Consider the following 12,837-nt stretch of genomic DNA (forward strand, 5'->3'; position numbering starts at 1 on the left):
ACATCCGGACCTGGATCGCCGCCTGGAACCAGAACCCACGGCCGTTCATCTGGACCAAGACCGCTGAAGAGATCCTCGAATCACTCGCCCGATTTTGTAGCCGAATTTCTGGCGCAGGACACTAGCGGTACGAAATCGCTGTGATCATGGGGTTGAAACCGCGATTTCGCATCGCTAGCAGATCAACAACGCCGCCCAGACGCAGCGGATCGCGGCTGCTCATGCACCGGCCGCTTGGCAGACCAAGGGGACACTCCGCCGGCGCCACGCACAGCCGCCGCGACTCCCAGTCCGCCCGAACCAGCACATACCGCCCCTCCAAGCCCGGCAGCGCCGCCAGGTCCCCCGCCCTGCGGTATCGGCCCGCGCCGCCACCACCGCGCCATCCTCCACGCCAGCCGGTCGGCCCTCGCTACATCCCCGACGCCACCCCGCCAGCCCCTCGCGCGCGCCGGTCACAAGTCGCCGGTCGTCGCCGGTCGTCAGCGCCGGTCGCTGGTCACAAGTCATCGGTCGCCGGCGGTCGTCAGCGCCGGTCACCAGTCGTCGGTCGGCGGCAAGCAGAGCGGGGCAGACAGTCGACGCGTCGTTACCGCGCGGGGCCGCAACACCCACCGCCCGGGGTGCAGCAGCCCTCACCGTCCGAAGCGTCCGTCGCACCACCGGAAGCTGCCGCCGCCGCTGAATCGGCCCCACCGGAATCCGGCGCCCCACCACCCGGAGTCGGCGCGCCGATGCCCGAGGTGCAGCAGGCGTCGCCGCGCCAGGCGTCCCGGCCCTCCTTGACCGCGACCGCCGCGATGACCAGGGCTGCCAGCGGGTCGGCCCAGCTCCAGCCGAACAGACTGTTCACGCCGAGGCCGACAAGCAGCACCGCGGACAGATAGGTGCAGAGCAGTGTCTGTTTCGAGTCAGCGACAGCGGTCCGGGAGCCGAGTTCCCGCCCGGCCCGGCGCTGCGCCCAGGACAGTCCCGGCATGATCACCAGGGAGACCGCGGCCAGCAGCAGGCCGACGCTGGAGTGCTCGGCCTCATCGCCGGTGAGCAGCGCGCGCACGGACTCGGCCGTCACATAGGCGGCCAGCGCAAAGAATGACACCGCGATGATCCGCAGCGCCGCACGCTCCCGGCGTGCCGGGTCCCGGGCAGCGAACTGCCAGGCCACCGCAGCCGCCGACGACACCTCGATCACCGAGTCAAGCCCGAATCCGATCAGCGCAGTAGAACCCGCCGCCGCCCCCGCACCGATCGCGACAACGGCCTCCACCACGTTGTAGGCGATCGTCGCCGCCACCAGGAGCCGGATCCGACGCGTCAGCACCGCCCGTCGATCACGACCGGACTCGCCGGCCGGTGACGCTGGACCACCGTCGCGCGCCCCAGACACCTCACCGGGCAGCGACGACGCCGGCCCACCCGCGGATATCGAACTCGACCCGCCGGCAGATATCGAGACCGGCCCACCCGCGGATGCCGAGACCGACCCACCGGCAGATGTCGGGGCCGGCCCGCCTGCGGATGTGGGTGCCAGCCCGCCGGCTGATGCCGGGACCGGTCCGCTGGGCAGCAGGGGCAGGCTCATCAGCAGCAGCCCTTCTCGTCGGTGGCTGGGCAGGCGGCCGGGTCGACGGCCAGAACGAGGCCGAGGAGGTCGTCGAGGGCGTGCCGGATGCGGCCGTCGGCGAGTTCGTACCGGGTGCGGCGTCCCTCCGGCACGGCCACCACGAGGCCGCAGCCGCGCAGGCAGGAGAGGTGGTTGGACAGGTTCTGCCGGGTCACTCCGAGCTGTTCGGCCAGTTCCGCCGGATATCCGGGCTCGCCGCGCAGCGCCAGCAACAGCCGGGCCCGGGTCGCATCGGACAGCGCGTGCCCGAACCGGGCGAGTACTTCACCGTGCGTCAGCGTCTCCACGCCGCAACAGTACAGCAAACGCTGTATTCAGCGAAAGCTGTACGCCGCTGGCCGAGCCAAGCCGAGCCGGGCCCGGGCCGAGCCGAGCTCGGCCGCAGAGGCGACCGGGCCGGGAGAAGGCGGGCCGGGCCGGCGGAGGGCGGGCAGCGCCGGGCGGGCGGATCCGGCACCATGTGGGCATGGGCATGGTCGATACCGCTGCGCTCCTGGCTGCCTACGACGAGCAGATGCGGATGCCGGCTGGGCCGGTGCCGGCTGGGGTGATCTACGAGTACGACGGTCCGGTCCTGCGGATCGTCGGCGAGCACATGGGCCGGATCCGGGCGCCGCGTGACGTCGGGGCGGTGGGCGCTGACCTGGATCGTCTGATCGTTCGTCAGCGGGACTACTTCCGGGACCGTGGTCAGGGCGTCGAGTGGAAGGTGCGGGCCCACGACCTGCCCGCGGAACTTCCCGAACGGCTGGTCGCGGCGGGTTTCACGGCGGAGGCACCGTCGACGGTGCTGCTCGGGTTCGCCGCGGAGGTGGCAGCGGAACCGGTCCTGCCCGGCGGCGTAGTGCTGCGGCGGGTCAGCGCGGCCGAGGATCTGCGCCGCATCGCCGACCACGAGACCGAGGTGTGGGGGTTCGACTGCTCGTGGGTCGAGTCCGACCTCGCCGGCCGGGTGACGGGCGACCCCGACCAGATCACCATCCTGGTCGCCGAGGCCGGCGGGCGCATCGTCTGTGCCGGGTGGACGCTGTACCACCCGGGCACCGATCACGTCGCGTTCCTCGGCGGCACGACGGTGCCGGACTGGCGGGGCCGCGGCCTCTACCGTGCCCTGGTCAACGCCCGGGCCCGGGAGGCGGCGGCCCGCGGGTTCCGGCTGCTGCACGTGGACGCGTCCCCGGACAGCGCACCCATCCTGCGCCGGTACGGCTTCCGCGAGATCACCACCTCCCGGCACTACCAGTGGACGCCGCCCGCTCGATAGCGCCGTAACCGGCCGGCGGACAGGCGCACCGCGAACCAGAAAAAGGCCAACGGGAAGGGGGACCGTCAGGCCGGTGGCTTGGCTTTGAGGCCGCTGCCGCAGAGCGGAACCACCGCGGCGGGCACCCCGTCCGGCTGGGTCTCGGTGTCGATCAGGCCGGCTTGGACGGCAGCCCAGCAGACCGCCGACGTCGGTTCCACGTAGAGCCCGGCCCGGGCCAGCGCCGTGTGCGCGGCGTCGACCTGCTCGTCGGTGACGGTGATGACGGTGCCGCCGGTGGCGCGGACGGCGGCGAGCACCTGGTGGCCGCGGGCCGGCCGGGCGATGGCGATGCCTTCGGCGACGGTGGCCGTGGTGCTGATGTCGGTGGTGGCCGACGCGCCACCGGTGAACGCGGCGGCCAGGGGGGCGCAGGCCGCGGCCTGGACCGCGACGATCTGTGGCAGGTGGCCGATCAGGCCCTGTGCGAGCAGTTCGGTGCAGGCCAGGTGCGTGCCCAGGACGAGGGTGCCGTTGCCGACGGGCAGGACCAGGGTGGCGGGAAGCCGGCCGCCGAGTTGTTCCCACACCTCCAGGGCGTACGTCTTGGTGCCGTGCGCGAAGAACGGATGGTGGACGTGGCTGGCGTAGAGCACGCCGGGCTCGCCGGCGGCGCGCGCCGCGGCTTCGGCGGTGTCCTCGCGGCTGCCGGGGACGAGGTGCACGGTGGCGCCGTAGGCGCGCAACTGCGCCACCTTGCCGGCGGACGTGCTCTCCGGGACGTAGACGTCGCACCCCATCCCGGCGCGGGCGGCGTACGCGGCGACGGCGGTTCCGGCGTTGCCGCTGCTGTCCACCATCACCCGGCGTACGCCCAGCTCCGCAGCGAGAGCGATCAGCAGGACCGCCCCGCGGTCCTTGAAGGAGCCGGTCGGCATCAGATAGTCCATTTTGAGGCGTACGCCGGGCAGCCCGGGCGCGCCAACCAGCGGTGTCATGCCCTCGCCCAGGGTGAGTGCGGGCGGTTCAGCGATCGGCAGCGCCTCGGCGTACCGCCACAGGCTGGGCGGGCGCCGGGTCAGCTCGGCCCGGGACGGCAGCGACGGGGTGAAGCCGTCCAGGTCGAGCACGCCGTGGCACGCGGCGCAGCGCCAGGCCAGCGAGCCCAGCTCGTGGGTGCGACCGCAGTCGGCGCAACGCAGGTTCATGCATGTCTCCCATCAGTTCGCCGCCGGGCTCCCCGAGCAGTTGCCGACCTGACCGCCGGCGCCGGCCGGCGAGGCCCGCGCCACGGTGCGACCACTCGGGGAGATCCGCTGGTGCGGCGGTACGGGCGGCGGCGTACCCCTGGCTCAAACGACGCAGCCGCCGGCGCGGCACCGGCCGCACACGTCCGGGGAGAACGCGCTCAGTGCCGGCGCTCGACCAGGGCGGCGGCCAGTTCGGCGAGTTCCTTGCGGACCCGGTCCGGTACGGGCGCGTCGTCCAGAGCGGTGAGCGCCCGATCCGTCCCCGACCTGATCATCTGCTCGACACGGTCCCGCGCGCCGGTCCCGACGATGATCTCCCGAAGCTCCGAGGCGCCGGATTCGTCCAGCTCAGAGTCGCCGAGAAGGCGGTCGAGCCGGGCCGCCTGCGCCGGGCCGGCCACTTCCCGGGTGAGCGCGATCAGCACGGTCGGCTTGCCTTCGCGGAGGTCGTCCAGCACCGGTTTACCGGTCAGTCGCGGGTCGCCGAAGACGCCGAGCACGTCGTCGCGGAGCTGGAAGGCATCACCGAGCGGGTCGCCGAACGCGGTAAGCGCCTCGCACAACGCGTCCGCCGCGCCGGCCAGCCGGGCGCCGATGTGCAGCGGACGCGTCACCGTGTAGCGGGCGCCCTTCATCCGGACCACGGTGAGCGCCGCCGTGACCGAGCGGGCGGCCGCGGTGAGGTCGAGGTACTGCCCGGCGATCACCTCGGTGCGCATCGCGGCGAACACCGGGTAGGCCCGGGTGATCCGCTCCATCGGCAGCCCGCACTCGTGGAACAGCTGCTCGGCCCACCCGGCGCACAGATCGCCGCAGAGCAGCGCCGCGTGCCGCCCGAAATCCGCGCCCCCGGACACGTCCGCGAAGTGCCGGTGCAGCGCCGGCCGCCCGCGCCGCAGCTCGCTGCCGTCGATGATGTCGTCGTGGATCAGCGCGAACGCGTGGAACAACTCCAGCGCGGCGGCCGCGGCGATCACCTCGTCGGCGTCCTCGGCACCGGTGGCCCGCCACCCCCAGTAGCAGAAGGTGGGCCGCAGCCGTTTGCCGCCGGAGAGCACGAAGGAGCGCAGGACCGATGTCACGTCGTACGGCGCGACCGCCGGCCAGAGCGGTTCCTGCCGGTCGAGGAACGCGGCGAGGGCGGCGTCGACGCGTTCCGGGATGCCGCCCGAGGGCACGCCCGGCACCGTCATGACGCCAGGTCCAGCAGCAGGTCCTTCACCTCGGTCGCGGCGATCGACGCGCGGGCGGCGGCCGGGTCGGAGCAGAGCAGCACCGGCGCGTCGGCGGCCGAGGCGGGCAGCCGGCCGTGCGAGCCGCGGACGGCGTGCGCGCCCGCGTCCAGCCCGACCACGTTCATCAGGTACCGCAGGCCGAGCTTCTTGCGGGCCAGCGCCACCGCGGCCCGTCGTTTCGCGGCGCCCGGCGCGGCCGGGTCGAAGAAGAGTTCGGCCGGGTCGTAGCCGGGCTTGCGATGGATCTCCACGAGCCGCGCGAAGTCGGGTGCGGCCGCGTCGTCGAGCCAGTAGTAGTACGTGAACCAGGCGTCCGGCTCGGCGACCAGCACGAGTTCACCGGAACGCGGGTGGTCCAGCCCGTGCGCCGCCTTGCCGCCGGCGTCGAGGACCTGGTCGACGCCGGGCAGCTCCGCGCAGATCTTGGTTACTTCCGGGAGGTCGGCGGGGTCTCGGACGTAGACGTGGGCGACCTGGTGGTCGGCGACGGCGAACGCACGCGACGTCCACGGGTCCAGGTACTCCATGCCGTCCTGGGTGTGCACGCGCAGCAGCCCGGCGGCGCGCAGGGCCCGGTTCACGTCGACCGGCCGGCTCACGTCGGTGATGCCGTACTCGGAGAGCGCCACCACCGTCGCGCCGCGGGCCTCGGCGGCGTCCAGCAGCGGGGCCAGCACCTCGTCGAGCGCGGCGGCGGCCCGGGCGGCCTGCGGCGCCGAGGGTCCGTGCCGTTGCAGGTCGTAGTCGAGGTGCGGGACGTAGACGAGCGTCAGATCCGGGTCGTGGTCGGCCATGATCTGCTGCGCCGCACGGCAGATCCACTGCGACGACGGCATCCCGGCGCCCGGCCCCCAGTAGGTGAACAGCGGGAACGTGCCGAGCCGCGACGTCAGGGCGTCGTGCAGGGCGGGCGGGTCGGTGTAGCAGTCGGGTTCCTTGCGCCCGTCGGCGTAGTAGATCGGCCGGGGCGTGACCGTCCAGTCGACGTCGGCGCCCATCGCGTACCACCAGCAGACGTTGGCGACCGTGCTGCCGGGCCGGCGCCGGCGCAGCGTGTCCCACAGCTTGTCGCCGCCGACCAGGGCGTTGTGCTGGCGCCACAGGAAGACCTCACCGAGGTCCCGGAAGTACCAGCCGTTGCCGACGACGCCGTGCCCGGCCGGGGTCTCACCGGTCAGGAACGTGGACTGCACCGAACAGGTGACGGCCGGGAGCACCGTACCCAAGGGGGCCTGAAATCCGCGCTCGCCGATGGCGCGCAGCCGCGGCATGTGCGCCAGCAGCCGCGGGGTGAGCCCGACGATGTCGAGCACGACGAGCTTTGTCATCGAGCCACCTCCCCGAGGAGCAGCTGAGCGAAAGCGACCTCGGCGGCGATGCCGGCGGCCAGCGAGGCGGCGTCGCGGGGACGCTGCGCGGGCGGGAGCACACCCCAGGTGTACGTCTCCACATCGAAGTGGTCGCACGCCGGTTCGGAGCCGGCGAACAGCGCTTTCATAGCGGCCCGGGCGACCGGGACGGTGGACCGCAGCGGCGCCTCGGGAGTCGCGTGCAGGGGTACGTGGTAGTGGATGCGCCACGGCCCGGCGTATCCCTGCCCGAGCGCCTCGTCGAGATCGTCCGAGGACTCCCCCGCGGGGCTGCGCGTCTGGTGCAGGAAGCGAGGCTCCACGTACTCCCGCAGGGCCGGCTCGGTGCCGTCGGCCGCCTCGAGGGCGGCCGAGATCTGCACCTTGACGATCGGCACCCCGGCGGCGCGGAGGCGCTCGACCGCGGCGGCGGGCTGTTCCCACGCGCAGGCCAGGTGCGCGAGGTCCAGGCAGACGCCGAGCCAGGTGCTGTCCACCCGGGACAGCTGGGCGGCGGCCTGCTCGGTCGTCTCGATGACGCAGCCCGGCTCCGGTTCCAGGCCGACACGCACCGGCCGGCCGGCGGCGCCGGAGATGTCGGCGAGGCCCTTGGCGAGTGCGTCCAGCCGGGAGAGCGCCGCCGATTCGCGGCCGGCGTCCCACGGGGTGCGCCAGGCCAGCGGCAGCGTCGAGATCGAGCCGCGTTCGGCGTGGTCGGGCAGCAGGTCCACCAGGACCCGGGCCAGGTTCAGCGTGTAGTCCAGCCGGTCCGGCGTCGTCCAGTCCGGGTGGTAGACGGCGTGCTTGACGACCGGGGCCTGGAACGCCGAGTACGGGAACCCGTTGAGCGTCACCACCTCCAGGCCCCGCGCGTCCAGCTCGTGCCGCAGTCGCCGGCGCAGCGCCGGATCCTCGGCCAGCGCGGCGGCCACCGGGGCGGCCAGCCACAACCCCAGGCCCAGCCGGTCCTCGCGCAGATGCTCCCGCACGGGCACGGCGTACGTGTCGAACTGCGCGACGATGCCGTCCAAGTCCTCGGCCGGGTGCACGTTGGTGCAGTAGCTCAGGTGCATCAGCTGCCCCCGCGCTGGATCGAGTTCCCGGCGAAGGTGGCGTCCACGGAGACGTCGGAGAGGTCGAGCCGGCCCGACGCGCCGTAGAACTCGACCGGGTTGCGCCACAGCACCTGATCGACGTCGTCGCTGGTGAATCCGCCGTCCAGCATGGCCTCGGCGGTGCGCGCGGTGAGCAGCGGGTCCGAACGGCCCCAGTCGGCCGCCGAGTTGATCAGGATGCGCTCCAGCCCGTACTCGTGGAGGATCTTGACCATCCGGGCCGGTGACATCTTCGTGTCCGGGTAGATCGAGAAACCGGCCCAGACCCCGGCGTCCAGCGCAGGCGCCACGGTCAGCTCGTTGAGGTGGTCGAGCACCACTCGTGAGGGATCAATTCCGGACTCCTTGACGACCGCGATGCTGCGGTCCGCGCCCCGCGCCTTGTCCCGGTGCGGCGTGTGCACGAGCGCCGGGAGCTCGTGCTCGACGGCCAGCGCGAGCTGGGTCGCGAACGCCTCGTCCTCCTCGGGAGTCATCGAGTCGTACCCGATCTCCCCCACCGCGACCACGCCGTCCTTGGCCAGATAGCGCGGCAGCAGATCCAGCACCGGCCGGCACCGCGGGTCGTTGGCCTCCTTCGGGTTGAGCGCGATGGTGGCGTGGTGCCGGATGCCGAACTGACCGGCCCGGAACGGCTCCCAGCCGACCAGCGAGTCGAAGTAGTCGGTGAACGATTCCGGTCCCGTGCGCGGCTGCCCCAGCCAGAACGCGGGCTCCACGACCGCGCGCACCCCGGCCGCGGCCATCCGTTCGTAGTCGTCGGTGGTCCGAGAGGTCATGTGGATGTGTGGGTCGAAGATCCGCATCAAGCCCCCATCAGCTGGTCCAGCAGTTCGCGTGCGTCGGCCGGTACCTCCCGCCCGGCGGCGGTCCGCTCCTTCGCGAACGCGCTCAGCATCTCCGCGAGCTCCGCGTCGGCGCGCTCGCGCACCCCGTGCACGGCGGCGAGCGGCACGCCCATGAAGACACACTTGAGCAGACCTTGGCGCCAGGCTGCCTGGTCGAGATGGACGGCGTACGGGCCGAGCGCGGCCGCCACCAGGCGAGGATCGTTCGTCCGTAACGCGTCCGCCAGCAGCGCGACGGCCGTGTCGCCGGCCGCCACCAGCGGCAGTGCCTTGAGCACGGCCCGCTTCTCGTCACCGTCGCCGTACCGGTAGGTCGGCTCCACCTCGGCGGGCGCCTCGGCCAGCATCAGCACCCGGGCCGCCTCGTCCGAGGTCCAGCCCGGCAGACCGGGCAGCGGCACCCGGCCGCACCGGCGGCCCGCCGCCGGGAACAGTCCGGCCAGGGCCGCCGGATGCCGGCGGATCCGTTCGATCGCCTCGTCGAGCCAGGCGTTGGGGCCCAGCGCGTCACGCAGTTCCGGCAGTGTCGTCATCCGGCCGCCTTCCGTCGTCGTCCCGCCCGTCGTCGTCCCGCTTGTCGTCGTCCCGCTTGTCGTCGTCCCGCTTGTCGTCGTCCCGCTTGTCGTCGCGCCGTCCGTCGTCGCCCCGCCCGCCGTCTCGCCCGTCATCCGGCCGCCTTTCGCAGGAAGTCGATCGAGCGGGCGGCGATCGCCGGCGCCGCGTGCGAGTGCCGGGGCAGCTCGACCGCGACCAGCCCGCGATAGCCGGTCGCCGTGAGCGCGGCCAGCACCGGCGGGAAGTCGATCTCACCGTCCCCGAACTCGAGATGCTCGTGCACGCCCCGCCGCATGTCGTCGATCTGCACGTTCACCAGGTGCGGTCCGGCGGCGGTGACGCAGTCCGGCACGGGCAGCGGCTCCAGGCACCGGCAGTGCCCGATGTCGAGGGTCAGCCCGAAACCCGCCGGCCCGCCGAGGTCGGCGTGCAACCGGTGCCAGCCGGCCAGGTCCTCGACGAGCATCCCGGGCTCCGGTTCGAAACCGAGCGTCACGCCGCGCGCGGCGGCGTACTCGACGATGCCGGCACAGCCCCGCACCAGCCGCTGCCACGGGTCGGGCACGTCCGGCGGGGCGACCCCGGCCCAGAACGACACCGCCTCGGCCCCCAGCTCGGCACCCACGTCCACGGCCCGGCGCAGGTAGTCCAGCCGTCGCGCGGGATCGTCGTGCATGAACGTGGGCGAATGCTTGTGCCACGGATCCAGCAGGTACCGGGCGCCGGTCTCGATCACCACGCCCAAGCCGAGCCGGTCCAGCAGCGCGGCCACCTCGCCGGTGTGCCGGGCCAGACCAGGGGCGAACGGGTCGAGGTGCCCGACGTCCAAGGTCAGCGCGACACCGTCGTAGCCGAGGTCGGCAATCACCCGCAACGCCTCGGGCAGCCGATGGTTGCCGAACCCGTTGGTGCCGTACCCGAACCGCAGCCCGCTCATGTCGCCGACACCCATCGGGTCAGGCGCCGTGCCAGGGGCGCGGCCGCGGCCAAGATCAGGCCGGTGACCGGGGCGCCGGCACCGGCCGTGAGCGCGCCCTGCAGCGGTGGCAGGCCGGTGATGCCGGCGCCGACGGCGGCACGGATCCGGGTCGCCGACGGATCGGCGACGGCGCGTGCCTGCGCCTTGCCATACCAGACGGCGTACCAGGCCGCCAGCGCCGTGGAGACCCCGCCGCCCCACACGCTCGCGACCTCGCCCGGCGGGACCCCGGCGCGCCGACCGTTCGCCACCGCAGGAAAGGCCCCGGCGCGCCGACCGCTCGCCATCGCAGGAAAGGCCCCGGCGCGCCGACCGCTCGCCAGTGCGGCCAGCGCGACGGTACCGGCCAGGGTTGCCGCCGGCAGTGCGCTGTCGCCGCCGCTGACCTCGCGCCGGGACAGGGCGGTGACCGTGGCGGTGTGCGCGGCAATCGTCAAGGCCGCCGGAGCGGCTGATCCGATTCGGTCACTGCCGGCACCGAGCAGGACGTCCAATCCCCGGCAGGCGGCCATCACCGGTGGTCCGGCGGCGGTATTCTTCGCCCAGACGTCGTACGCCCAGATCGTCCCGGCCAGAGGCACCGCCACCACGGCGGCCCGGCGGCCACCGGCCAGTGCGGCAAGCCCGACACCGGCGGCAGTGAGACCGGCCGCGACACCGAGCGCCTGCCGCGGCGAGATCCGGCCGGACGGGATCGGTCGCTCCGGGCGTTCCCGGGCGTCCAGGTCACGGTCGGCCCAATCGTTGGCGGCCATCCCCGCCCAGTACAGGCACACCGACGCGGCAGCCAGCCCGGCCGTGCGCGGTCCCAGCCGACCGGCCGCGGCGGCACCGGCGATGGCGTCACCCGGTACGGAGAGGGCGGCGGGTGCGCGAACCAGTTCGGCGAGGTCACGCCAACGCGGGAGACCGCGCGCCCGGACCGCCCGGACCGCTCGGTCCGGCGCGGGTGCCGGTCTCGGTGCCGTCGCGGTTGCGGGTGCCGGTGCCAGCGCGGTTTTGGGTGCCGGTCCCGGCGCGGTTGCGGGTGCCGATGCCGGTCCTGGCGCGGGTCCCGGACCCGGCCCCGGTGCCGGTGCCGGTGCCGGTGCCGGTGCCGGTGCCGGTGCCGATTTCGGTGCCGAGGACCCTGCGTGCTTCGGCGGTGACGTTTCCCCGGCGGCGCGGGCCGCCGGGTCCGGCCGGACCGGTCGGTCCGGCTCATCTTCGGCGCGACGGGTAGGTGCGGTCCGCACGCGCGGCAGGTCCGTCGGAGCGGAATGTGGTGGTAGGTCAGACATGCGGCAACTCCCGGGCGAACCGGGTGAGCAGCGCCCACTGGTCCGCCAGGGCGTGCGGCACGTCGCCGAGCGGATCCTTGAAGAAGAAGGCAAGTTCGGTGAGCGGCCCGACCCGCCCGGCCGCGTGTGCCACCGCGACCAGCCGGCCCAGGTCCAGCACGAGCGGGGCAGCCAGCGCCGAGTCGCAGCCGTGCCAGCTGAACTCCATTCGCATGCCGACGCCCAGGAAACCGGTGAAGGTGATCAGATCCCAGGCGGTCTTGAAGTCGCCGAGGTCGTCCACGTACTCGATGTGGCTGCTGCCCTGCGGCTGGTACCCGAGGATTTCCCGCAGCACCCGCTGCTTGCTGCCCGCCTTGGCGGCGTTGGCGGCCGGGTCGGCCAGGTTCGCACCGTCGCCGCCGCCGAGCAGGTTGGTGCCCGCCCAGGTCCGCACCCGCAGGTCACGCATCGCGAACATCGGCGCCAGCACCGACTTGACCAGGGTCTCCCCCGTCTTGCCGTCCCGGCCGGCGTGCGGAAGCCCGGCCTCGGCGGCCAGTTCCTCCAACGCGGGCAGCCGGGCACCGGTCGAAGGGGTGAAGTCGACGAACGCGCACCCGGCCCGGAACGCCGCGTAGGCGAGCAGCGCACTCGGCGGCAGCACCGCCCGCGTCTCACCGAGCGCGGCCTCCAGCGCGGCCAGGCCGGCGTGCGCCGGATCATGGTCCGCGACCGGTTCTGTCGATGCCACGTTGATCACCACGACCCGGTCCAGACCGTGCCGGTCCCGGAAGGCGACGATGTCCGCGGTGATCAACCGGGCGGTCTCCCGCTGGCTCCCGGCGGACGGCAGCGGCCGGATGTCACGGTCCACCGCGGCCAGTTCCGCACCGAGCGAACCGGCGATGCCGCCCGGCAGCACCCCCGCTGTGACCAGGGAATCCGCTTTCTTGACGAGCGGAATGCCGGTGATGTCGTGCCCGCCGAACACCAGATCGCCCAGCGGCGGCAGGTTCGCGTCACGCAGCGGCGGAAGCTCGGTGACACACCCCGCCGGATCGGCCAGACCGGCCCGGACCGCGGTCGCCCCGACGATGCTCGTGACCGCCACCGAACCGCGGGCACCGGCCAACCAGATTCCGATTCTCATCACGCCTCCCCAAGAATCGGTTTATGTAAATCTTTCATGACAGTAAGCGATCGGCCAGTGACACGGAAGGCGCTCGAGGACCGGAACTTGATCTCCCACCGTCCGACCGTCCCCGCCCCGCACCCCCATTTCGCGCCCCCCCACCCCCCCCCCCCCGGCCCCCCCCCCCCCCCGGCCCCCCCCCCCCCCCGCCCCCCCAAAACCCCCCCCCCCCCCCCCCCCCCCCC

At 73.3% G+C, this 12,837-nt stretch carries 12 protein-coding genes; 1 reads left to right on the forward strand and 11 read right to left on the reverse strand.

Annotation, left to right across the window (positions count from 1 at the left end; all coding sequences use genetic code 11):
- Positions 1–589 precede the first annotated feature (589 nt).
- Positions 590–1,387, reverse strand: coding sequence for a cation transporter (locus tag LPA41_RS40615; RefSeq protein WP_229076831.1), 798 nt, complete (start codon positions 1,385–1,387; stop codon positions 590–592).
- Between the two features lie 194 nt (positions 1,388–1,581).
- Positions 1,582–1,911 (reverse strand): helix-turn-helix transcriptional regulator, encoded by a 330-nt coding sequence (locus tag LPA41_RS40620; protein WP_229076832.1) that lies wholly within the window; start codon positions 1,909–1,911, stop codon positions 1,582–1,584.
- A 179-nt stretch (positions 1,912–2,090) separates the two neighbouring features.
- On the opposite strand from LPA41_RS40620, the gene LPA41_RS40625 reads away from it, so the two are divergent.
- Positions 2,091–2,888, forward strand: coding sequence for a GNAT family N-acetyltransferase (locus tag LPA41_RS40625; RefSeq protein ID WP_229076833.1), 798 nt, complete (start codon positions 2,091–2,093; stop codon positions 2,886–2,888).
- A 65-nt stretch (positions 2,889–2,953) separates the two neighbouring features.
- Here LPA41_RS40625 and LPA41_RS40630 read toward each other — a convergent pair whose 3' ends face one another.
- From LPA41_RS40630 to LPA41_RS40670, 9 genes are all read right to left on the reverse strand, one after another.
- Complete coding sequence (locus LPA41_RS40630) at positions 2,954–4,075, reverse strand: pyridoxal-phosphate dependent enzyme (RefSeq protein WP_229076834.1); 1,122 nt, start codon at positions 4,073–4,075, stop codon at positions 2,954–2,956.
- A 200-nt stretch (positions 4,076–4,275) separates the two neighbouring features.
- Complete coding sequence (locus LPA41_RS40635; RefSeq protein ID WP_229076835.1) at positions 4,276–5,310, reverse strand: polyprenyl synthetase family protein; 1,035 nt, start codon at positions 5,308–5,310, stop codon at positions 4,276–4,278.
- Complete coding sequence (locus LPA41_RS40640) at positions 5,307–6,680, reverse strand: alkaline phosphatase family protein (protein WP_229076836.1); 1,374 nt, start codon at positions 6,678–6,680, stop codon at positions 5,307–5,309. Before LPA41_RS40640 ends, LPA41_RS40635 begins: the two co-directional genes overlap by 4 nt.
- Positions 6,677–7,774: a metabolite traffic protein EboE gene (gene eboE, locus LPA41_RS40645; RefSeq protein WP_229076837.1), complete on the reverse strand. Its 1,098-nt coding sequence runs from the start codon at positions 7,772–7,774 to the stop codon at positions 6,677–6,679. Before eboE ends, LPA41_RS40640 begins: the two co-directional genes overlap by 4 nt.
- Positions 7,774–8,622 (reverse strand): TatD family hydrolase, encoded by an 849-nt coding sequence (locus LPA41_RS40650; RefSeq protein WP_229076838.1) that lies wholly within the window; start codon positions 8,620–8,622, stop codon positions 7,774–7,776. The genes eboE and LPA41_RS40650 overlap by 1 nt, the downstream gene beginning before the upstream one ends.
- On the reverse strand, positions 8,622–9,332 hold the full coding sequence (locus tag LPA41_RS40655; protein ID WP_306469854.1) for an EboA domain-containing protein: 711 nt from the start codon (positions 9,330–9,332) through the stop codon (positions 8,622–8,624). The genes LPA41_RS40650 and LPA41_RS40655 overlap by 1 nt, the downstream gene beginning before the upstream one ends.
- A complete protein-coding gene (locus LPA41_RS40660) occupies positions 9,329–10,156 on the reverse strand; it encodes a sugar phosphate isomerase/epimerase (RefSeq protein ID WP_229076839.1) in 828 nt (275 codons plus the stop codon). The genes LPA41_RS40655 and LPA41_RS40660 overlap by 4 nt, the downstream gene beginning before the upstream one ends.
- Positions 10,153–11,079, reverse strand: a complete 927-nt coding sequence (locus LPA41_RS40665) for an SCO3242 family prenyltransferase (RefSeq protein ID WP_229076842.1) — start codon at positions 11,077–11,079, stop codon at positions 10,153–10,155. Before LPA41_RS40665 ends, LPA41_RS40660 begins: the two co-directional genes overlap by 4 nt.
- A gap of 391 nt (positions 11,080–11,470) precedes the next feature.
- Positions 11,471–12,610: an inositol-3-phosphate synthase gene (locus LPA41_RS40670; RefSeq protein WP_229076840.1), complete on the reverse strand. Its 1,140-nt coding sequence runs from the start codon at positions 12,608–12,610 to the stop codon at positions 11,471–11,473.
- Positions 12,611–12,837: the final 227 nt, after the last annotated feature.

The organism is Actinoplanes sp. DH11 (assembly GCF_020873875.1).
GTDB lineage: Bacteria > Actinomycetota > Actinomycetes > Mycobacteriales > Micromonosporaceae > Actinoplanes.